The sequence below is a fragment of the Arthrobacter sp. Soc17.1.1.1 genome (assembly GCF_036867195.1).
GTDB lineage: Bacteria > Actinomycetota > Actinomycetes > Actinomycetales > Micrococcaceae > Arthrobacter_D.
The window spans coordinates 3,592,142-3,613,004 of the sequence record NZ_JBAJII010000001.1 but is presented as its reverse complement, the minus strand read 5'-3'; the positions used below and the strand labels follow the sequence as shown (position 1 = coordinate 3,613,004).

Below are 20,863 nucleotides of genomic sequence, written 5' to 3'. Positions count from 1 at the left end.
GAACCGACACCCGCAGGGGTCGGGAGGACATCCCTTCGCCAGTACGAACTGGATCAGGTTCAACGGGTGTCATCTCAGCCAGCCAGAACCGGCACCCCGTGTCACTACTTCCACACTAAACCCCGGCTGGCGGTGGGAGGGTTGGCCGAATCGCCGGGACGGAGTGGATTTAGACGGTCGTGGCAACGCGGGGTGTTTTGCGCGGTGTTCCGGACGCACGTTGATGACCAGCAGAGAACGGTCCTCTCGGTCTGGCACGAAATCCCAGGCGAACCAGGCTCGCAGGGAGGTGCTTTGCAAGTGCAAGTGCAAGTGCAAGTGCAAGTGCAAGTGCTGATTGCGTCGGGAGTTGGTGCTGCCATGGCTTCTGAATACGGCCGTAGCGTTCACGGGCGGCGCGCAGACCCAGGCAAATTCCTTGATCGCTGTCCTGGCGCGAGCCGGATGTGCTTAGAGCCGGGGTCCCTTGTGTGTCTTTCGGCTGGCTCTAACGGGAGCCAAGTGCCTTTCCACAAGTGGCTGCTGTTCCATGTGCTGGGAAACGTTAGGGTGGCAGTAGTGACACGGGGTGCTGCCCGCCGACGGTGCAGCTGAGAATCGATACCCGTTGAACCTGATCTAGTTCGAACTAGCGAAGGGATGTCGCGAATGGCTATTCGCTACGCATCATCAGAGTGTGCTGCACTGCTCGAGGAGTTGAGGGCCCGGGGTCCTTTGGTGCAGAGCATCACCAACACCGTGGTGGCCAACTTCACCGCCAACGTCCTGCTCGCCATAGGGGCAGCTCCGGCCATGGTGGACATACCGGAGGAAGCCGGACAGTTCGCCTCCGTAGCGTCAGGGGTGCTGATCAATCTGGGCACTCCGACGCAGGAGCAACGGACTGCGATGGTCGAAGCGGTTCAGGCCGCACGTGCCGCCAAAACTCCATGGGTTCTGGATCCGGTGGCGGTTGGCTCTCTGACCGTCCGCACCCAGCTGGCGCATCAGCTTGCCGCGCAACACCCGACCATCATCCGTGGAAACGCATCGGAAATCCTGGCTCTCGCTGGAGCAGGATCAGGAGGCCGCGGAGTGGACTCCACCGAAGACCCTTCGTTCGCGATCGAGTCCGCGAGGCAGCTGGCGGTATCCTCCGGGTCAGCGGTGGCAGTATCGGGTGCGGTGGATCTGCTCGTCGGGCCGGACGGACACACGGTAAGTGTGACCAACGGGGACGCTCTGCTGACGCGGGTTACAGGCGGTGGGTGCGCCCTCGGTGCGGTGATGGCCGCGTTCGCTTCGCTGACCGACGATGCACTGTTGGCGGCCACAGCGGCTACCGGCGTCTACACCGTTGCCGCCGAGCAGGCCGCGACGCAGGCACACGGCCCGGGAAGCTTCGCGATGGAATTCCTCGACAGGCTTGCAAGCATCACACCCGACGACGTCGTCACGACGTTGAGCCTTCGTTCTGTCGATATGTCGGGCCATTCCCGGTGAACGGGCGTGATTTCACGGCGAACCTGACACGGCATCTGCCGCTGTACCTGGTAACTGACACGGCGCAGTGCCGCCCCCGTACCGTTGCAGCTGTTGCCGCCGAGGCGGTTTCAGGAGGCGCCACCATGGTCCAGGTGCGGGACAAGGAAGCCTCGGCCCGGGATCTGCTGCACATTCTCGTCACTGTCGCAGATGCTGTTGGAAGCAAGGTTCCGGTGCTGGTCGACGACCGGGTGGATCTCTTCCTGGCCGCCCGGGCGGCAGGAGCGCAGGTCGCCGGGGTGCACGTCGGTCAGTCCGACCTGCCGGCGGACCTCGTTCGAGCCCTGGTAGGACCGGAGACCATCGTCGGCCTGAGTGCGGCAACCAGCAACGAGATTCAAGCCGCACACGGGCTGCCCAAGGGGACGGTGGACTACTTAGGGGTTGGCGCCATTCACGCGACCGCCACCAAGCCAGACCATCCCGAACCTTTGGGGATCAGTGGCTTCGGTGCCCTCGTTACGGAAAGCTCCCTGCCGTGTGTCGCAATTGGTGGCATCAGTAATGCGGATTTACGCCCTTTGCGGGATAGCGGTGCCGCTGGGGTCGCCGTCGTATCTGCTGTGTGTGCCGCCGATGATCCGGAGGCGGCGGCCAAAGCGTTGAAGGAGGCATGGTGTTCCTAGGTGATCTGACCCTGCGCGATGTTCCCCGGGTCCTCAGTATCGCCGGAACCGACCCGACCGGGGGTGCGGGCATTCAAGCCGACCTGAAAAGCATCGCTGCTCTCGGCGGGTATGGAATGGCGGTGATTACGTCCCTGGTGGCGCAGAACACGCGGGGTGTTCGCTCCGTACACACCCCACCAACGAAGTTCCTCGAAGAACAACTCGACGCGGTCAGTGACGATGTGACGATCGATGCGGTGAAGATCGGCATGCTGGGGGACGTCGCGACCATTACCGTTGTCCGGGAATGGCTCTCCCGGGTACGGCCGCCTCTGGTGGTGCTGGATCCTGTCATGGTTGCCACCAGCGGGGACCGGCTCCTGGCCGCTGACGCCGAGACCGCCTTGCGGGACCTGGTCAGCCAGGCTCACTTGGTGACCCCCAACCTTTCCGAACTAGCCGTACTGGTGGACGAACCAATCACTGCAGAATGGCCTACAGCTCTCGACCAGGCCCGGAAACTGTCCCTGGCTGCCGGAACTGTGGTGCTCGTCAAGGGCGGTCACCTGGATACCGAAGGCAGCCCTGACGCACTCGTCGACACTTCCAAGCAACTGGGAAGCGCCCACGACCGCGAAGTCATCGAAGACGGGGAGATCTTCGAAATCATCACTCCCAGGGTGGACACCAGGAATTCGCACGGAACCGGATGTTCACTGTCCTCCGGCATCGCCACCGTGATGGCGCGGACCGGCGACTGGACCCGTGCACTCTCCGAAACCAAAAACTGGCTGCAGGATGCCCTTACCCATGCCGATGAGCTGCAGGTCGGGCAGGGCAACGGACCCGTCAACCACTTCCACCAACTATGGGCGGCAGCTGAAACCCAACCAAGTAGACACGACAGCAGGATGGATTAGGAATACGGATCAGGGAGGGGCTTGTCCTGTCGGGCTCCCGTCCGGAAAGCCCGCCGATGAGTACCCGGGTCCGGTGGGAACAAGCGAAGCTGAGGCTGCTTCACAAAGAACATCGCGCCAAGTGTCCCTTCGGTGGACGCTTAGGTACGTCTCGAAGAGGGCTCCCTTGTTTGGACGTGAGGAGATCTTGGGCTGCCGACCGGGGAAGTCCAACGTCTGAGTGACTCCTGCCTTCGCACGCTGTCTCGGCAACGTGGCTCACATCGGCTTTTTCCAACAAGGGAGAAGGGGGCCTTTGATGAAACCCTCCACGCGCCCTCATCCTTGCCCTTCACCACTGTGGTTCGCGCGGGGGTGGGGGAGCTCTGCCGGGCGAACTGTTCGAGTCCGGGACCTAGGAGGCCTGCTGTTTCTCCAAGGCTGCCCGCAGCACGGTGATCGCTTTCGGCCGACGCCATGCAGCGTCGATAGCTCGTTGAGGTCGATGCCTTGCAGGTCGCTCATGGTGAGCACGCCGCGTTCGGCAAGGCCTCTCGTGGCAGGAGCACCGATCTTGGGAAGAGGCGCCGGCGTGTTTCCCGGCTGGCCGTTGTCGGCAGGGGAGGGTCGGGGCGTGACTACCAGGGGAGCGGTGATCGCTTGAGTTTGCTGGTGACGGTAGAGCGTTGCGCGGCTCCACCCGACGAGTCGGGCGGCTTCCTCCGCTGTGCGTCCTTTGGCTCGGGCGTCGGCGGCGATGGCCAGTTTGTCCGCGATGACCTTCGAATTCATGGTTGGCCGGCCGAACTTCGTGCCGTTCTGTTTGGAGGCGGCGATGCCGGCGTTGATGCGTTCCACGATGAGCTCCCGTTCGTACTCGGCCAGGGTGGCGAGCATGTTCAGCATGAGTCGCCCCGTCGATTCCGTCCGATAGGGATCGGACGAGGATGCCACGGTCGCGGAGCATGTTCACAGTGTTCAGCACGTCGATGAGGGACCGGCCGAGCCGGTCGACGCGCCGGACGACTACGGTGTCGCCTCTGTCGGCGTACTTGAGAAGTTTTTTCATGCCAGGTCGCTCGTCGCAGCCCTGGTCCCCGATGCCACATCAGCGAAGACATCGCGCTCGTGCACGCCAGTGGTGATCAGTGCGTCGAGCTGCAACCGTTCGCGCTGGCTTGATGTGCTGACGGTGGTGTACCCGACATAGCTCACCTCGCAATTCTGATTTAGAGAATTCAGACCCGACGAATTGTAAGACGGAACAAGGCGAGACAACTTTTCGAGACACAAAAAGCGCAAAGTTCGAGGGTGCGATTACGCGACATGGGACCACTTTGGTTGTCCGTAAAGCTCTGGGTTTTCGATACAGAGGGGAGGGGCCGGTGTTAGTCGTCGAGTCGGCGGTCCTGCCAGTAGAACTCGCGGTCGTGGTCGCTGATTGGCCGAAGGACTCGGCAGGGTACACCGACGGCGACGACCCCTGAGGGGATGTCACGGGTCACGACGCTTCCGGCACCGATGACTGTGTCGTCGCCGATGGTGACGCCTGGCATGATCTGGGCGCCTCCTCCGATCCATACGTTGGACCCGATGTGTACGGGTAGGTTGAATTGCAGACCTCGGGCGCGCAACTCAGGCAGGATCGGATGGCCGGCCGTTGCGACAACGACATTGGGCCCGAACATCGTGTTGCTGCCGATGTGGATGTCTCCGTCATCGACGAGGGTGAGATTGAAGTTCGCGTAGACGCTGTCGCCGACGTGGACGTGACGGCCACCCCAGTTCGCGTGCAGCGGAGGCTCGAAGTAGCAATCATGGCCGAGGGACCCGAACATGAGGGGTAGCAAGCGTGCTCGTTCGTCCTGCTGCGACGGGCGGGTGGCGTTGTAGTCATACATGAGCTCCAGCGCTTGGGCCTGCTCGGCTAGAAGATCGGCGTCATTCGGGTCGTACACCCGGCCGGTGAGCATTCGTTCGTGATTGTCCATAGAGGGGTGCTCGCTCTCAAGCTTTGGCGGATGAGGTGTCCGACTGCAGGATTTTTCGGAAAGCTCGGCTGAGGTCAGCGCCGCTAGCTGTCCCGTTCACCGATCGCTCATTGTTCACAGTGTTCGAAGAAACTCCCTGATGTCGTCGGCGAGGAGTTCTGGTTCTTCGTGTGGTGCGAAGTGTCCGCCCCGGGCCATCGTCGTGTAGCGCCTGATGTTGTAGGTTCGTTCGGCCCAGCGGCGAGGCGGGCTTGAAAGATCACGGGGGAAGAGTGCGACGGCGGTCGGCACGTCCACCCGGTCCACGCGCGTCGTGAAGCCGGCCGCGAACTCGTAGTACGGGCGGAACGAGGTGCCGATGGAGTTCGTGAACCAGTACACGGACGCGAGAGTGATGAGGTAGTCGTCGCTGAAGCGTCGCGAGACGTCTCCGTCGCAATCGCTCCACGCCCTGTGCTTTTCGAGTATCCAGGACAGGAGCCCTGCCGGAGAGTCCGAGAGCGCCGGTGCCAGCGTCAGTGGTCGTGTCTGCTGTTGGTGTTGGTACGCACCCTCCGTCGCCACCCACGCCTCGACCCGGGCAAGGTGTTCGCGTTCCTCTGTACTCAGAGTCGAGGGGTCATACTCGTGCGGGGCAGCGACGGCCAGAAGATGGATGCCCGCCACCGCCTCGGGGTGTGCCTGGGCGAGCCGCGAGGTGATGCCGGCGCCCAGATCCCCTCCATGTGCGGCGTATCTGGTGAACCCCAGGTAATCGGTCATCAACGAGTGCCACAGCTCGTGCGTCTGCTCGGTCATCGTCGGCCTCTGTGGTGAGAACGGCAGCCCTGGGAGGGCCGGGACGACCACCGTGACGGCGTCGGCCGGATCGCCTCCGAACTGCGATGGTGTCGCCAATCGTTGAGCAACATCCACTAGCTCGAGCACGCTGCTGGGCCACCCGTTGGTCAGGACGATGGGCAGGCCGCCCTGCCTTTCTGCGTCGAAAGAGAGATACGTGATGGCGGCCCCGCCGATGTCGGCGGCCTGCCAGGGCAGTTCAGCCATCCGACGTCGTTGTGTCTCCCAGTCGAACTCCTCCGACCAGTAGGTGACAAGGCGGCGCAACTCATCGTGATCTGTTCCGGCTTCCCAGCTCGTTGAGGGCCAGGGGGTTGACCAACGCGTGTCCCGAAGCCTGCGCTGCAAGTCGGCGAGGTCCTCCTCATTGACGCTCAAAGGCAGAGGCAGAGGCGGAGGCATGTTCTTCATGGGTTCCGTTCACCGCGCAGCGGGTTGAGTGTGGACCAAGGGGGGTTAGTGCAGACTATCGCTGGAGTGGACGTTCGGTTGTCAGTAGCCGAACCTGTTGTACCAACACCAAGCCAAGTGCCCACGATGTCCTGAGACGTCGCAGTTCAAGCCCGTTGCGCCCTCAATGATGAAGACCCGCTTTGCTGAGCGGGCTGCGGTTAGCGGGGAAGGGCCGTAATCCATGCCGAGAAGTCAGCGAGCTCGGGCCCGGTGAGCACGGCGGTTGCGCCGCTGTCCATGGGGTCGGCAAGGAGTGCCAGCGATTCGGCCGGTAGATTCTTCGTGGACTCCCACGCGATTGACGTAGGCGACGCCGACTTGGGCCAGCACAGGAAGACGAGGGGGCCCGAGTTAGTCGACTCCGCGATACCGATCCGGTGATTGACCAGGTCGACGAGTTCGCTCGCGTGCATCTGAGCGGAGACGCCTCCAGCGGTGAGGAGGACTCTTGGCTTCAGGTTGCCCTTGCGCCCGGCAGGCAGCGGAGACCATTGGGCTCGAAGATTCCCGCCCTGCCAGGGAGCTACGTCGATAGGCAGGGCGGGTTCAGTGGAGTCCTCAGACATGCGACGTAAGCGGCCGAACATACCCCGAGCATAGGGGTTCATCCCACTTTATCTCCGGCCGAACCTCCGGAGGACCAGGTCCAACGAGTAACACATAGCCATCGGTCATCGTCCGGTCTCCTCCTGTTTGTGGAACTGCCGGTTCCAGAAATCGATCATCCTGGCGTCCAGTTGCTCGATACGCTGCACAGCGTGATGCCGGGCCGCTTCGACGTCCAGGTGGGCCGTCGGCTTGGTGGTCGGGCGTCTCTGAGCTTCCAGGTACTTCCGCAGGGATACGACGGCGTTCTCCAGCTCGGGCACCGTCGGCGAGACGCCCAGTACGGCGGCGTACTTCTCGATTTTTCCTCTTAGCTGTCGGATCGTGTCGGCCAGACGGATGTCCTCGATGGCGTTCATGGCCAGCACGTAGCGGCCGGTTCTGGCCCAGTACGCTGCCTGGTGCTTGGAGCGCTCGGCGGGCTCCAGCGATGATTTGCGATCCTTCGCCCGGGCGAGGACGTTCAGGACGATGGTGATGGCGCAGACCCACGGCATGACGTTCACGATGAGCTGGATGTGGGGCTGGTTGATTACCTTCGCTCCGGCAGGCTCGGAGAAGACCAGGAACAGGGCGAAGCCGACGCTCAGGATCGTGAGGGCCATGACGCCCAGCAGGATGTTCTGCGCGAGGGGCTGCACTCTCTTGAAGCGCTTGGCGTGCGCCTCGATTTGCGTGTTGGTCAGGCCGTCGTTGAGGTACATGGTCCCATCGATCTGGAACATGACCGGCACCTCTGCCGGTCCGCCGTTCAGCTCATTCACGCTCACGTCATTGGCCCGTATCTTCATCCGGTTCACCTTCCCCTCAGGAATCGTTGGGTCATCGTGTACCCCCGGACCCGGTAGCGCACTGCGCCTACCCGGCGGCGGGGATTCGAGACAGTCGTGTCGTGTCCGTCATACTCACCGATCGACCCGCGCACCCGCAGGTCTGCGTGTCAGTCCATCAGCTGGACGTGTGCCCACCGCCCGCCGAGGTCGGAGCGCAATGCTCGCAGCATCTCGCTGACAACCTCCCAGGTTGCCCCGTCGGTCACGACCGCGACCCGACCTACGACCGCAGAACCGGTCGTGTCCTGATCCCCCATCAGGCCACGTCCACCGCAGGAGGCGCAGCTGAGTACCGGTTCCTTCCCGCCCTCGTACCAGCCTTTCAACGAAGGCCAGAACGCATCCTCGTCGAACATCTCTCCGCACGTGCGGCACGATGGCGGGCCGGTGCTGTCCATGGCGAGGAACATGCGGTCGGATACATCCGTGGGCGAGACGACGGCGATCGTGTTCCTGCGGCGCGGTCCTGGGCCGAGGCCGTAATCGAGCCAGGTCGATTGCCATGCTGGGCCTGGTCGGTCAACGATCGCGTCGGGCCAACGGTCGTCCCCGGCACGTTCATCCGGCTCGGCAAGGCCACGGCTGCGTAGGAACGTCCTGACCGCGCACGCCCTCTGCTCGGCGGTGTCGTCGGTGGCGTCGAGGTCGACGAACTGTTGGCGGTGATCTCCCATGCGTCCCATCCTCGCGGCAGAACCGCGGTCACTGTCAACAGTGGGATGGACCGACTCGGCGGATGCCACCTTCTCGGACCCGTCTGGCCAAGCGCAGTCATTCGCCCGCGCTTCGCACCTCGACTTCTAACGCGTCCCGGTTGGACGTCCCAGGGTGGACTGCGTCCTGAACATCGGTTTCCAATAGGAGATCCCTCGCCATGACCGATTGGACCGCTGTCAATCGCCGTGGGCAATCCTTATCAGGGCCGGGCGCGCTCAAGGCTGGTCGACTGGACTTGCCGAACATCCTCGAACAAAGGCTTCCCACTGGGCGCACGGATCGAGTACTGGAGGTCCAGGAAGCTCGCGTTCAGGTAAAACGTCGCTTCGGTTGCCTCCCCGGCAAATCTGAACTGCAGTCGCCGATCCGTCGGCAGATCCGCAGCGCCCTGCACCGTGAGCGACGCACGAAGCCCTTTGCCCCGTGTGATGACGAAACCCGGACGCGCAAGCGATGGCGAGAAGGGAACGAGTAGCCGCCCGTACAGATATCGCTGACGCAGCTTCATTCCCGATTGGAACAGGACGTACCGCAACGCGTCGGCCGGATCAGTGCACACTACGTCAGGCCCACCGCTGCGGTCACCCTGATGGATGGTGAAGAACACTTCCACCGCGCCCGGCTCGCCGCTGATTACGATGCCGTCGGTCTCGGCGTTGTAGCAGAGCCACTCGTCGTCTCGCCACAGGGGAGCAACGCCTCCGAACCACATGACCACGACCGCCAGCAGTTCCGGATCGAATGATTCCTCAAGTGAGGTCACTCGTCACCCCGCGCTTTCCGCTCCCGCCACCACCACGGCACCGATGCTTCAGCCCGCGGGAACCGCGTGTACAGCATGCCCGACGTGACGTTACCCGCCAGACCCACCTCGAAACGGACCGAATCCCAGCCCGGGGTCACTGCCTCTCTCACTTGCCGCGCTATCGCTACCTCAAGTTCACGCTGTTCCATGTGCACAGGCTGCACCTCTCCGTCGAACCGTCATCGTCGAGATTATGCAAGCAATTCATCCCCACGCTATATCGCTTGCCCCCACGCGAGGCTGCCCGTTAGCTGGTCCTTCACCGGGGCAGGTTTTGAACTGGCAATCGGGGGAGGAGTCAGCGTTGACACCGACCTCACTGATTCCCGTATGACCTGTCCGAGATTCTGGCCGGTGAACGCCCCCTATCCGGACTCCGATCGGCGGTGGCCGCTTCTGCAGTGGATCTCGTCAAGGTGTCGTTTGACCAGAAGGTCGTCGGGCAGTCGATTGTGTGGTGGGTCAGCGCGATCCACCGTAAGCAGCTGGTACGAGGTCCATGGTGGGTTCGCCGCTTTTGATCAGCTGCAGGATTGCGTCGGCGACTTGTTCGGGCGTGTCGAACTGGGCTCCGGCTGTCATTGCCTCTGCCTCAGCGCGACCTGCCCGGATGGAGACGAGGAATTCCGTGCTCGTTGCGAACGGAATCATGGTCGACACGGTGATACCTGTGCCGTCGAGCTCGTTGCGAGCGATTGCGGAGAGCCGCTCGAGAGCGATTTTGGTTGCGACGTATCCACCGGTTCCGGGTACGTCGGCGAACGTCGTCCCCGAGCTGATGTTGATGATGGCGCCCAGGTGTTGTTGGCGCATGGCCGGAATTACCGCCTGCATCATGGCCAGTGGGGCTACGAGGTTCAGTTCGAGCACGGAGCGGAAGTCTTCGAGATCGATCTGTTCGGTCGTGGACTGCAGGCCCTGGCCGGCGTTGTTGATGAGGACGTCGATGCGCCCGAATTCGTGCAGTGCGGTCTGCACGAGCGCGTCGATCTGTTCCTGCTTGGTGACGTCACAGCGGACAGCGATTGACCCGCTGAGTTCGCCGGCCAACTCTTTGATGCGTTCCTCGCGCCGAGCGGCCAGCACTACACGCGCCCCGGCCTGGGCTGCGGCTCGCGCTGTAGCAGCGCCGATCCCCGACGACGCTCCCGTGATGACGATGACTGAATTCTCGATATCCACAGCTGCTCCCCTCATCGTGAGCGCACAAAGCACGCCCTCCTCCTACTTACGATACTCCTCAGTATCGTAAGTAGGAGTGCCGTGCGTATCCTGTTACGAGTGAACAACCAAGGCGCTCTCTCCCCGTCTGATCCCCCGGCATCTCAAGGGTTGAGGATCGGCCGTCCCTACGATCACTCGAGCGATGAACTCATCCTGGCCATCACGCTCAATCTTCTCGCTGAGCGAGGGTATGAGAAGGTCACCCTGGACGAGGTCGCCCTTCGCACGGGGAAGGCCAAGTCCACGCTGTATCGGAGATGGGCGACGAAAGAGGATCTCGTCCTCGCCGCGGTTCGTTCCATCGGGCGTCCCCCTGAAGTCGATCGACTTCCGGATCTCGGATCTCTCCGATCGGATCTGCTCGCGGTCGTCGATTCCTCCTGGCTCGGAGGCCCGGACAAGCGAGTGGCACTTTTCGCAGGTCTCGCCTCCGCTACTCGAACCTCGGACGCGCTGGCCGTGGTCGTTCGCAGCGAAGTCACGGAACCCTACGTCGAGGTGTATCGGCGTCTCCTTTGCCGCGCGATCCACCGGGGAGAAATTCCGGCGGATCTTGCGGCGAGAGTTCCTGTTCTCGCTGAGGTCATCCCGGCAATGAGTACCCACCGCCTGAATGCCAGTGCCGAGCCGGTGCGACGGGACTTCTTCGTGTCGGTGATAGACGCTGTCCTGCTCCCCGCGCTTCATTGAACTGCCGGATGGAACCTTCTCGGAGTGTCCTGGTCATTCGCGCGGCGCCTCGCATAATTATCGACCGCTGTTGAAGAAGGTCGTGCACGTACGACCCGCATGTATGGACCATGCAAGGTGCGCCTTGCACACGCGCTCAGTGGCGACCCATCCGCTCGACAGCTGTCTCGCTGAAGAATCCCTTACTGGCTATACGCGGTCGCAAGCAGGGACATGATCCGGCCAGGTTTCGAGCAGCCCTCCTGGTCCGTACACGTGCTCGACGAACCCTCGGACCTCCGCCATAAGGTCCTCCAGCGTCATGCGGGTCGCATCGTCCGAGGTGATTCCTCCCGTTCCGGACGCGAACTTCCCAACGGTGAAGCCATACGTTCCGTCGGCTGGCACCCGCTCCTGCATAGTGAGGCTGTATGGGGAGAAAAGAAATCGTCGCCGTCCTGGTGGGAGTACCACTGATTCTCGTTGTGGGCATGGCCTATCTCCTCCTGCACCCTCAACTCACCCTCACGCTCGAGGACGTGATGGATGCCGAGTACACAGGGAAAGACATCACCACCGACGTCGTCGAAATCACTGACACAGCGTGTGGCAGCGAGATCGACTGCGTCGAGGCCTACAGCACGGCCGAAGCCGACTACTACCGCTTCCGGACACACGCCGCCGCAGCAGAGTACGTGTCGACGGTTGAAGACGGTTTCAGCGTGAACTACTGCGTCATGGATTTCGAGGGTAAGGACGCATCAGTGAACGACCAGTCATTCGCGATGCAGGTACTGGCCGGCATGTGGAACGACTACGAAGGCGACTACCCTGCCCGCGGAGGGATCCCTCTATGTTCACTAGTCAGCGGATGCATCAGCAACAGCATCAGCTCGATCTAGCCGTCTGGTGCGCGGCGCGCGCTGCAGCGCTGTCTAAGTCGGTGCTTTGCAGGTTCTCGATTGCGCGAGTGAACGCCTGCCTGTGGGCTTGTTCCGAGTAGGTCTCGGGGTCTGCCGCGGCGAGGACGGCGAGGCCTGTGACCAGTCCGACGAGCCGGATCGCTTCCTGAGTGGTGTGGCTGGAATCCCAGGATGGCTGGATTCTCGACACCAGGGCCCGGACGACATCGAGGAAGTGCCGGTTCGCGTCGATGTGGAACGTGCGCAGCTCCTCATCGGACAAGGTGACTGTGATGAACCCTAGCCAGATGGCCGGTGCCCATTCGCCGGTCAGTGAGGAGGCGACAAGCACGTTGTAGAGGGCCCGGGATGGGTCGGGTTCGCTAGTAACGGCTTGATCCATGGCTGCTGCTGTTCGCTCGTGCAGCATTCGTCTGGCATGCAGCAGGAGCGCGCGTTTGTTCGGGAATCTGCTGGTGACTAGGCCCGTGGTGCAGCCGGCCTCGGCGGCAACGGCCCGCAGGGTCACATCTTCGATGCCGCCGCGGCTCATTACTCGCCATAGCGCTTCCGAAATGGCTCTTTGCTGAGCCTCCGACCGTGCGGTGTTCATTGATGGAGCATACGACGCAACGTTGGGAAGTGCGGGGTGGGCCCGTCCCGTTATGTGACGGATCGCCCTCCTGCCAGGCGTTCATCGATCGTCCTCGAGTGGGCGAGTGACTACGCAAATGCGGGGTGTGTCGGTTCGGGCAACATCACGGACTACGCGGTTCTCGTGATGCGGGCCGGTGATGGGGGCCGCGATTCTGGTGACACGCCCCGACGTTTCACAGGAGGTACCCATGAGCTCGATCACGACGGAAGACGGCACCCACATCTTTTACAAGGATTGGGGTCCCGCTGGAGGGCAGCCGGTCCTGCTCAGCCATGGATGGCCCCTGAACAGCGATGCCTGGGAGGCTACGGCACTGTTCCTCGCAACCAAGGGCTACCGGGTCATCGCCCACGATAGGCGCGGCCATGGCAAGTCCACCCAGACGTGGGACGGCAACGAAATGGATACCTACGCCGACGACCTCGCCGCTTTGCTCAACGCCCTCGACGTCACGGGAGTGACCCTCGTCGGGCACTCCACGGGGGGCGGCGAGATCGCCCATTATGTCGGCAGGCACGGCAGTAACCGCGTCGCGAAGATCATCCTCGTGTCGGCGGTTCCACCGCTGATGGTCAACACGGACGACAACCCCGGGGGCCTGCCGATGGAAACCTTCGACACCATCCGTGCGGGAGAGGCAGCCAACCGATCCCAGCTGTACAGGGATCTCGCTGACGGCCCGTTCTTCGGCAACAACCGCACCGCAGATGTGCCGCAAGGAACCCGGGACGCCTTCTGGCTGCAGGGCCTGGCCTCAGGCACCCGGAACGCGTACGAATGCATTGCCGCTTTCAGTGCCACCGACTTCCGCCCCGATCTCGCCAAGATCGACGTGCCGACCCTGATCATCCACGGCGACGATGACCAGATTGTGCCTTTCGAGATCAGCGGGAAACTCTCCGCACAGATCGTGCCCAACGCCCAGCTCATCGTCTACGAAGGTGGTGCTCATGGACTGCCCGATACAGACCGTGAACGGCTCAACAACGACATCCTCGCCTTCATCTCCGCCTGAACAGTCTCACCACTGACCGTGCAAGCAACTGCCTAGTCCCGATGTGCCCGTCCCGATTCGCCGTCCTGAGTTACCGTCCGGAAAGGACCTTGAAGCAGCTATGAACACTTCCAAAGCACCCACGACCATCGTCTTGATCCATGGGCTGTGGGTTACTCCCCGCAGTTGGGAGGAGTGGAAAGCCCGCTACGAAGCCAAGGGCTTCACCGTTCTCACCCCCGCCTACCCCGGTTTCGACCTCGAGGTCGAAGGGTTGCGAGAGAATCCCGAGGTGATCGCCAAGCTCACCGTCCCTGAGACGCTGAACCATCTGGCAGGCGTCATCGAAGCCCTCCCCGAACCGCCCATCATCATGGGGCACTCCTTCGGTGGAGCGCTCACGCAGTTGCTTCTCGCCCGCGGCCTGGGAGCTGCAGGTGCGGTCATCGACTCGGCGCCCACCGAGGGTGTCCGGGTCACGCCACTGTCCCAGGCGCGGTCCCTCTTCCCTGCCCTGAAGAATCCGGCCAACTTCCGCAAAGCCGTCGGCTTCACCCGCGACGAGTGGCACTACGCCTTCACCAACACCATCAGCAGGGAAGCATCCGATGCCGCCTACGACCGGTACGCGATTGCTGCCCCGGGTAACTGGGTGTGGGCCTACGGGCTGCTGGCAAACTTCCAGCCGGGTCATCAGGAGACATGGGTGGACTACTCGGTCGACAGGGCACCCCTGCTGTTCATCGGCGGCAGCAAGGACCACATCATGCCGCCGGCCGTGAACAAATCCAACGCCAAGCACTGGGCGAAGTCACCGGCTCTGACGGACTACTACGAGTTCGAGGGACGCTCCCACTGGATCTGCGCAGAACCCGGGTGGGAGGAAGTAGCCGACTATGCCCTGGATTGGACGCTCACCCACGCGCAGACCAGAACCTCCCCAAGTCCGGCATAGACAGTTACTGACTGCCCCCAGGCAGCACGCCAGCGTTGAAACTACCTATTGAAGGGGAACACGACCATGAACCGTCCCAGAAGTACGTGGATGCTGGTCCTTGCAGCAGCAGCCGCTTTCGCCCTCGCTCTCGTCCTCGGAGTCGCACCCGCGTCAACGGCGGAAGCGAAGAAGCCCGGCAACGGAGAGCACGTCCGACCAACTCTCGTCCTCGTCCACGGTGCATTCGCCGACTCGAGCGGATGGCAGCCAGTCGCAACCAAGCTGCAGAAGCAGGGATACCCCGTCATCGCGTTCTCCAACCCGCTGCGGGGCGTGGGATCGGACAGCCAGTACCTGCGCGACTTCCTCACCACCATCGAAGGCCCCGTCGTCCTCGTCGGACACTCCTACGGCGGTGCGCTGATCACCAACGCTGCAACCGGCAATCCCAACGTGAAGTCACTCGTCTATATCGCCGCCTACGCAGTGGACGAAGGCGAAACGGTCCAGGCAGCGAACGCGCTGGGAGGAGGACACACCGACGTCGTCGACAACCTCGTCATCCGGCCCTTCCCCGGAGCCAGCGCTGGTGACGCCGACGCCTACATCGACCCGGCAGCATTCCCCGAGCTCTTCGCCCAGGATCTGCCGACGAAGACGGCCGCCTTCATGGCCGCCTCCCAGCGTCCGGCAGCCTTCGCGTCCCTCGTCACCCCCTCCGGTGAGCCCGCATGGAAGACCATCCCCAGCTGGTACATGGTCGCCTCGCAGGACCGCATCATCCCCCCGGAGGCGGAGCGCGCCATGGCCGCCCGAGCCAACGCCACGACTGTCGAGGTCGACACCTCACACGTGCCCATGCTCAGTAAGCCCGACGCCGTCATCGACATGATCACCCAGGCCTCGAAGTAGCCGGACGCCTCACCGGCCTTGACGCCGTCACCCACTGTTCTGCGCGGCATGGAAAGTCAGCCCTGATCCCGTCCGTGCCGCGCAGGACCCCTCATCCCGCAGACCGAGGGGATCCTCGACGTCTGGTACGGGTTCGTCGGCGCGAACCCGCATCTCGTCGCCACGTTCGCAGGCGCCGACGGCGCTCCGGACCCGCACTATCTGGCCGCCGTCCGGCAACGATTCGGTCAGTGGATCGATGATGTCTGCAACCGTACCTACGACCAGACATGGCTCGCCTACCAGGAAGAGATCGGACGCCGTCACCACCCCACCGGCAAGAACACCACCGACGGCGTCACCTCCACTGCCACCTACATCCCCCTGAGGCACCTGACCGCGCTCATCGTCCCGATCACCATGACCATCCGCGGGTTCCTCACCAACAGTGAGGCAAGTGCTGAAGAGGTCGATGCGATGTACCACGCGTGGTTCAAAGCAGTCACCCTCTCCGTCGTCCTGTGGAGCCGGCCCTACAACGACGAGCTGTGGTGACCGGACTCCGGCCATCCATGCACGGCCGCCCACGCCCCGGTCAGCTCTGAACCACGGCGGTTCGTGCCCGCATCCGCTGAGCCCCGGATCGTGGATGCGGGCACCTCGATGGAAGTGCTCCCTTCACACCTTCCATAACGCTTGTTATCATTTTTCCGACCGCCCCTGTCAGGTCTCAGGAATCGGAAATCATGACGACGAATGAGCCGCTGCGTGACCTCATAGGACGATCCGAAGACCGGGGCTGGCTCATGGCCCTGATTCACTCAGCCGAGGAAGGGCGGGGATCAGCCGCGGTACTCCAGGGAGACGCAGGAGTGGGCAAGACCTTCTTCGTCTCGACTGTTCTGGCCGAGAACCCGCACCTGAGAACACTGCACACGGTCGGCATCGAATCTGAAGCTGATCTGCCATACGGCGCTTTGCAGCGCCTGGTACTCGCCCACCGGTCTGTCCTCGAGGACCTGGTGGAAGCCCAGCAGTCAGCCCTCCTGGTTGCTTGTGGGCTGCGCGACGCTCCACCGCCGACCAAATCCCTGATCGGGCTCGGGCTCCTGAACTTCCTCGGACGACTGGCCCGGCAAGATGCCCTGATCTATTTCATCGATGACGCCCAATGGATCGACCCGGAATCCCTCCAGGCGCTGGCTTTCGTCGGACGCCGACTTCTGGCTGACCGCATCACCCTGATCTTCGCCATCCGCACAGGCACCTTCAGTTCCACGGTCCTCACCGATTTCCCTTCGTACACACTGCCCGGTTTGAAGCGCGAGGATGCTCACAAGCTGCTCACCGCGACATCCCGGCAGAAGCTCAGCCCCAAGGTCGCGGAGACCATCATCGACGCAACGGGTGGAAACCCGCTGGCCCTGGTGGATCTGGCCTCGGACCTGACCGCGAAGCAATTGCGCGGCGAGGCACTGCTGCCAGAACCGATGCCGCTCGGTCAACACCTGGAAGCGCATTACCTGCAGCAAAGCAGCCAGTTGCCGCAGGACGCCCAGACATGGCTGCTGGCCGCTGCCGCGGAGCCAGACGGCAATCTTGATGCCATCACCGCCTCCGCGCGATCTTTGGGGCTTCCCGAGAACGCCTCACGCGCAGCAGAAGTAGCAGGACTTGTGCGTGTGGAGAGCACGGTGCGGTTCCGTCACCCACTGGTCCGCTCAGCCCTCTACAACGGCGCACCCAATCATGACGTACGCGTGGTGCATGAACACTTCGCCAAGGTCGCCGAACTACGAGGGGACACCTACCGAGCCGTTACCCACCGTGCGGCTGCAACCATCGGAGTCGATGACGACGTCGCCCAGGCGTTGGAGAGAGCAGCTGACCTCGCGACGGCACGCGGAGGATATGCCTCCCGGATGAACCTGCTCATGCGATCAGCTGCCCTGACCTCCACCGCCCACTCCAAGCATCATCGCCTGCTGGCAGCTGCTGAATCAGCGATCGCGGCCGGCGCCACCGCCCAGGCAGGAGCGCTCATCGCGGTGCTGGATACTGACCAGCTCGACGACCTGGGCAAAGGGCGATTGTTCATGGCCCGATGCGACCTCGACACTCTCGACCCCGTCCGAGGGCCGATCTACGTCCACCGTCCACTGCGGTTGCTCACTGCGGCACGGCTTTTCCGGACCCTGGATCCCACGCGGGCGAAACATGCCATCGCCACCTCCTACTGGGCCCTCGTCCAGGCAGATGACATGGTTCAGGGAACCAGCTCGCGAGAAATCGCAGAAGAGACGCGCCTCATCTGCGCATCGAATCCAACCCCGGACCTCCTGACGGAAGCCCTGACAGCCCTGAGCACCCTTCTCATCGACGGCCGAGCGGTCGCTGCACCTCTCGTCGACGCCGTCATTGACCGGATGCAGGCACCCGAGACGCATGAGGATCAGGTGTTGCAAGCCTGCGCGAGCATTGCCTATGCCGCGTGCCTCATGGGCGATCCGGCGTCCCGCGACGCCGTCATCCGCCGATCCGAAGCCATTGCGCGGAAACACGGCGCTGTCCTCGTCCTGTGCCGCGTGCTCCTGCTCGGTGCGTACTTCGATATGCAACAGGGCAGGGTCCTCGTCGGCCAGGAACGACTTCAACGTGCCGCGGACATCATCGCGCTCATGGACCTTCCGAAGGTATGGTCCGACATGGTGACCTCCCTCCCTGTCCTTCGAGGATGGCGAGGGGACGAATCCGTTCTCGAAGAGGATGATCTCGACCATGAAACACGGGTCTACGGGTACGGCATGAGCGTCGCATCACGCTTCATTGCCATCATGCTGCTACGGGCCGCCCAGGGCCGATACAGCGAGGCGTGGGACGCGGGACGACGGGTGCGGTACGAGGACCCCTTTTTCACAGGCAGGCTCTACCTCGCGGACCTCATCGAATGTGCAGCACGAACTGGTGACCATTCGGCAGCAGCAATCCTCCTTCAAGATCTTCAGACAAACAACCACAACAGCAGATGGGCTGAAGGGCTTGTTGAGCGCAGCCTCGCTCACATCGATGAACAGGATCCGGCCGAGCATTTCGAACGGGCCCTCGAGCTACTGACAGGCCCAGCAGTCGAGATGGACGCAGCCCGCACCCACTTGCTCTACGGTGAATGGCTCCGACGTCGACGCCGACGAGGTGCTGCCGCCAGACACCTGTCCGAAGCGCTGATGACCTTCCAACGGCTAGGAGCACCACTCTGGTCCGAACGAGCACGACGGGAACTCGCATCCCTTGGAGAGGTCCGCGACAAGAATCCCGCAGTGCCCGCGACGACGCTGACCGCTCAGGAACTGTCGGTTGCGCGACTCGCGGCCGCGGGCCATACAAACGGCGACATCGCAGTCCAACTCTTCGTCAGCTCCAATACGGTGGACTACCACCTACGCAAAGTGTTCCGGAAGCTGAGCGTGACCTCACGCCGGCAGTTGCAAACCATCAACTTCCAGAATCAGTAGACACCGGTCTCTGCGAGCAGCGGCACCGCAATCTGCCCGAGCAGCGGCGGCACCTTGTCCTAAGGCCCTGAAGGATCAGGGTCATCCGAAACCGGCGAACCGGTAACGACAGGGTGTGCTGCATCGATATACACCCAGGCATCCACACCTGACTGGAGTCGAACTTCGATCCTTCTGTAGTCACTGACCTCATACGAGTCCGCAGCCCTCAGCTCCTCAGCCGACAGTTCGAAAACGGTGCCCGGCACGGCGTCTGAAGAGGAACCTGACGGGCGCAGGATCGGATGTGTATCAGTGCCACTGGTCGCGATGACCGCGGGATCACGAATAGCCAGCATTTCGAGCCTGAAACCGGGCAGCTGATCCGGGGCGCCCTCCAGCAGCCGGCCGAAGTGAGCCCTCTGGACCGACGGAAACTGAAGCGTCCCGTAAGAGAAGAGCAAAGGCATCAGTGGGTCTCCTCATAGGCGGCGATTAACGCGTCGAGTTGCTGCTGCGCGAGCTGGCTCCGCGTGCTGCCCCGGGTGTATCCGGAAATGTGAGTGTTGCAGCGAAGTGCAGCCTGCGCAACGAAACTGCCCGTAGGCCGATCCTTCACTGGACGGCCCGACTGCTAGCTTCAGTCCATGACTGATCCCTATGGGCTTACTTCCTATCAGGCGCGTACAAGAGGTTCCCTGCTCCTCGACGCGGCCCGCGAAAGGGTAGTCGAAGCAGCAAGTCGAGTGACCGACCAGATGAACCGCTACCAACTCGTCGAGCTGTCTTCCAATCGAGCAGTCTTCAGTGCTCGAATGAACTGGAAGACATGGGGTCTGCGCATCACCCTGCTACTCACTCAAGACGATTCAGGGCGCACCACTATCGACGCCCTGTCTGAACCGCGGCTAGGTACGACACTGTTCGACTATGGCCAGGGCAAAAAAGACCTGCACCGGATCCTCAACTTCATCGAGCAAGAGGTCAAAAAGCCGAGGACGTCACAGGTGTAAGCCAAAACGCGGTCAACACCGGGCCGTCCCGTTTATCGATCGGCCTGCGGGCAGAGCCCAAGCATCAGGTCGAGACTGGCAATGAGTTGAGCTCGGCGCAGAAGCGGTTCATTGCCTCAGCGCCGATGAACTCGCTGAGAGGTTCTTGGAACCCTTCCAACCAGATCGCGTCCACTTCGTCACTGCTGATTGATCCGTGATTCAGGAGCAAACGTGCCATGGGGCTAGCTTCGGGTGCGTATTCGTCCTGAGGTGCACCCTCTGCCGTGCCCGGCTCCAGACCGTAGGGATCCAGGTCGTTAAGTAACACCACAACTGACGTAACCGTGTCATTCCACCTTCGCGTCCCGGATCGCATCTCAACAGGATGCACCAACAATGACCGGTTGACGTCGCTCAGGGAAACGTCAGTAGACCTTCGGGAGGGGTGGGTCGGCGGTACAGTCAAGGCTTGACCATGACCAGCGCTGGAATGCCCTAGAACGAAGGAAGCGGATCAGTGGAAGGCTTCTCCCCGGCCGCATTCGCACGGCAACGCAAAATGAAGCGTATTGCCAACTGCTTCTTCATTCTGTCCGTATTGACAGTACTGTCCCCCGTGATCATCGGACTTTTCGGCCAGAATACAGTCCTACCGATCAGCCTGATCGCCGTAGCACTACTCATGACTGGGGTCATCATTCAAACCCGGTCCGACCCGGTCTATTGGCGGACGTCAATCAATCGTGAGTAATCCCGACGAGGGTTTACTAGCTAGGTATGGTGCGCCATCGCTCAGCCGGAACCTTCTTCCGACATGTCTATCCTC

Annotated in this window: 23 protein-coding genes, 1 pseudogene and 2 riboswitches; of the genes and pseudogenes, 12 read left to right on the top strand and 12 right to left on the bottom strand. The window is 62.5% G+C overall.

Features of this window, described 5'->3' with window-relative positions; all coding sequences use genetic code 11:
- Positions 1 to 13: 13 nt before the first annotated feature.
- A riboswitch (TPP riboswitch) is annotated at positions 14 to 109 on the bottom strand.
- A 445-nt stretch (positions 110 to 554) separates the two neighbouring features.
- Positions 555 to 657: riboswitch (TPP riboswitch) on the top strand.
- The 3 genes from thiM to thiD all read left to right on the top strand — a co-directional run bounded on the left by thiM (position 649) and on the right by thiD (position 3,052).
- The gene (gene thiM / locus V6S67_RS16860; protein ID WP_442884827.1) at positions 649 to 1,482 is read left to right on the top strand and encodes a hydroxyethylthiazole kinase; all 834 of its coding nucleotides are present in this window, start codon (positions 649 to 651) and stop codon (positions 1,480 to 1,482) included. (Overlaps the previous riboswitch by 9 nt.)
- Positions 1,479 to 2,150: a thiamine phosphate synthase gene (gene thiE / locus V6S67_RS16855; RefSeq protein ID WP_334211332.1), complete on the top strand. Its 672-nt coding sequence runs from the start codon at positions 1,479 to 1,481 to the stop codon at positions 2,148 to 2,150. Before thiM ends, thiE begins: the two co-directional genes overlap by 4 nt.
- Entirely contained in the window at positions 2,138 to 3,052 is a 915-nt protein-coding gene (gene thiD, locus V6S67_RS16850) for a bifunctional hydroxymethylpyrimidine kinase/phosphomethylpyrimidine kinase (RefSeq protein ID WP_334211331.1), read from the top strand. Before thiE ends, thiD begins: the two co-directional genes overlap by 13 nt.
- Before the next feature lie 318 nt (positions 3,053 to 3,370).
- Here thiD and V6S67_RS16845 read toward each other — a convergent pair.
- The 9 genes and pseudogenes from V6S67_RS16845 to V6S67_RS16805 all read right to left on the bottom strand — a co-directional run bounded on the left by V6S67_RS16845 (position 3,371) and on the right by V6S67_RS16805 (position 10,458).
- Positions 3,371 to 4,100: pseudogene (locus tag V6S67_RS16845) on the bottom strand (recombinase family protein).
- The gene (locus V6S67_RS16840; RefSeq protein WP_334211330.1) at positions 4,097 to 4,246 is read right to left on the bottom strand and encodes a hypothetical protein; all 150 of its coding nucleotides are present in this window, start codon (positions 4,244 to 4,246) and stop codon (positions 4,097 to 4,099) included. Before V6S67_RS16840 ends, V6S67_RS16845 begins: the two are co-directional and overlap by 4 nt.
- Positions 4,247 to 4,419: 173 nt before the next feature.
- Positions 4,420 to 5,022 (bottom strand): sugar O-acetyltransferase, encoded by a 603-nt coding sequence (locus V6S67_RS16835; protein ID WP_334211329.1) that lies wholly within the window; start codon positions 5,020 to 5,022, stop codon positions 4,420 to 4,422.
- A gap of 114 nt (positions 5,023 to 5,136) precedes the next feature.
- Entirely contained in the window at positions 5,137 to 6,273 is a 1,137-nt protein-coding gene (locus V6S67_RS16830) for an epoxide hydrolase family protein (protein WP_334211328.1), read from the bottom strand.
- Positions 6,274 to 6,473: 200 nt separating this feature from the next.
- Entirely contained in the window at positions 6,474 to 6,728 is a 255-nt protein-coding gene (locus V6S67_RS16825) for a hypothetical protein (RefSeq protein WP_334211327.1), read from the bottom strand.
- Between the two features lie 258 nt (positions 6,729 to 6,986).
- Complete coding sequence (locus tag V6S67_RS16820; RefSeq protein ID WP_334211326.1) at positions 6,987 to 7,712, bottom strand: hypothetical protein; 726 nt, start codon at positions 7,710 to 7,712, stop codon at positions 6,987 to 6,989.
- A gap of 149 nt (positions 7,713 to 7,861) precedes the next feature.
- Complete coding sequence (locus V6S67_RS16815) at positions 7,862 to 8,428, bottom strand: hypothetical protein (RefSeq protein WP_334211325.1); 567 nt, start codon at positions 8,426 to 8,428, stop codon at positions 7,862 to 7,864.
- A 242-nt stretch (positions 8,429 to 8,670) separates the two neighbouring features.
- Positions 8,671 to 9,234, bottom strand: coding sequence for a hypothetical protein (locus V6S67_RS16810; protein WP_334211324.1), 564 nt, complete (start codon positions 9,232 to 9,234; stop codon positions 8,671 to 8,673).
- Positions 9,235 to 9,738: 504 nt separating this feature from the next.
- Complete coding sequence (locus V6S67_RS16805; RefSeq protein WP_334211323.1) at positions 9,739 to 10,458, bottom strand: SDR family NAD(P)-dependent oxidoreductase; 720 nt, start codon at positions 10,456 to 10,458, stop codon at positions 9,739 to 9,741.
- 99 nt (positions 10,459 to 10,557) lie between these two features.
- On the opposite strand from V6S67_RS16805, the gene V6S67_RS16800 reads away from it, so the two are divergent.
- Both V6S67_RS16800 and V6S67_RS16795 read left to right on the top strand, forming a co-directional pair.
- Entirely contained in the window at positions 10,558 to 11,190 is a 633-nt protein-coding gene (locus V6S67_RS16800; RefSeq protein WP_334211322.1) for a TetR/AcrR family transcriptional regulator, read from the top strand.
- Positions 11,191 to 11,600: 410 nt separating this feature from the next.
- Positions 11,601 to 12,071, top strand: a complete 471-nt coding sequence (locus V6S67_RS16795; RefSeq protein WP_334211321.1) for a hypothetical protein — start codon at positions 11,601 to 11,603, stop codon at positions 12,069 to 12,071.
- Here V6S67_RS16795 and V6S67_RS16790 read toward each other — a convergent pair.
- Positions 12,058 to 12,684, bottom strand: a complete 627-nt coding sequence (locus tag V6S67_RS16790) for a TetR/AcrR family transcriptional regulator (RefSeq protein ID WP_334211320.1) — start codon at positions 12,682 to 12,684, stop codon at positions 12,058 to 12,060. The genes V6S67_RS16795 and V6S67_RS16790 overlap by 14 nt on opposite strands.
- 232 nt (positions 12,685 to 12,916) lie before the next feature.
- Here V6S67_RS16790 and V6S67_RS16785 point away from each other — a divergent pair, with 232 nt between their 5' ends.
- The 5 genes from V6S67_RS16785 to V6S67_RS16765 all read left to right on the top strand — a co-directional run bounded on the left by V6S67_RS16785 (position 12,917) and on the right by V6S67_RS16765 (position 19,063).
- The gene (locus V6S67_RS16785) at positions 12,917 to 13,744 is read left to right on the top strand and encodes an alpha/beta fold hydrolase (RefSeq protein WP_334211319.1); all 828 of its coding nucleotides are present in this window, start codon (positions 12,917 to 12,919) and stop codon (positions 13,742 to 13,744) included.
- A 100-nt stretch (positions 13,745 to 13,844) separates the two neighbouring features.
- Positions 13,845 to 14,678, top strand: coding sequence for an alpha/beta hydrolase (locus V6S67_RS16780; RefSeq protein ID WP_334211318.1), 834 nt, complete (start codon positions 13,845 to 13,847; stop codon positions 14,676 to 14,678).
- Between the two features lie 66 nt (positions 14,679 to 14,744).
- The gene (locus V6S67_RS16775; protein WP_334211317.1) at positions 14,745 to 15,572 is read left to right on the top strand and encodes an alpha/beta hydrolase; all 828 of its coding nucleotides are present in this window, start codon (positions 14,745 to 14,747) and stop codon (positions 15,570 to 15,572) included.
- 93 nt (positions 15,573 to 15,665) lie between these two features.
- Positions 15,666 to 16,106 carry a protoglobin domain-containing protein gene (locus V6S67_RS16770; RefSeq protein WP_334211630.1) on the top strand — a complete coding sequence of 147 codons (441 nt, stop codon included), beginning with the start codon at positions 15,666 to 15,668 and terminating at the stop codon, positions 16,104 to 16,106.
- Positions 16,107 to 16,297: 191 nt separating this feature from the next.
- Positions 16,298 to 19,063 carry a helix-turn-helix transcriptional regulator gene (locus V6S67_RS16765; RefSeq protein ID WP_334211316.1) on the top strand — a complete coding sequence of 922 codons (2,766 nt, stop codon included), beginning with the start codon at positions 16,298 to 16,300 and terminating at the stop codon, positions 19,061 to 19,063.
- 59 nt (positions 19,064 to 19,122) lie between these two features.
- Here the strand turns inward: V6S67_RS16765 and V6S67_RS16760 are convergent, their stop codons facing one another.
- On the bottom strand, positions 19,123 to 19,512 hold the full coding sequence (locus tag V6S67_RS16760) for a gamma-glutamylcyclotransferase family protein (RefSeq protein ID WP_334211315.1): 390 nt from the start codon (positions 19,510 to 19,512) through the stop codon (positions 19,123 to 19,125).
- A 177-nt stretch (positions 19,513 to 19,689) separates the two neighbouring features.
- On the opposite strand from V6S67_RS16760, the gene V6S67_RS16755 reads away from it, so the two are divergent.
- Positions 19,690 to 20,055, top strand: coding sequence for a hypothetical protein (locus tag V6S67_RS16755; protein WP_334211314.1), 366 nt, complete (start codon positions 19,690 to 19,692; stop codon positions 20,053 to 20,055).
- A 64-nt stretch (positions 20,056 to 20,119) separates the two neighbouring features.
- On the opposite strand, the gene V6S67_RS16750 is transcribed toward V6S67_RS16755, so the two are convergent.
- The gene (locus V6S67_RS16750; protein ID WP_334211313.1) at positions 20,120 to 20,275 is read right to left on the bottom strand and encodes a hypothetical protein; all 156 of its coding nucleotides are present in this window, start codon (positions 20,273 to 20,275) and stop codon (positions 20,120 to 20,122) included.
- Between the two features lie 279 nt (positions 20,276 to 20,554).
- Here V6S67_RS16750 and V6S67_RS16745 point away from each other — a divergent pair, with 279 nt between their 5' ends.
- On the top strand, positions 20,555 to 20,788 hold the full coding sequence (locus V6S67_RS16745) for a hypothetical protein (RefSeq protein WP_334211312.1): 234 nt from the start codon (positions 20,555 to 20,557) through the stop codon (positions 20,786 to 20,788).
- The last annotated feature ends 75 nt before the right edge of the window (positions 20,789 to 20,863 follow it).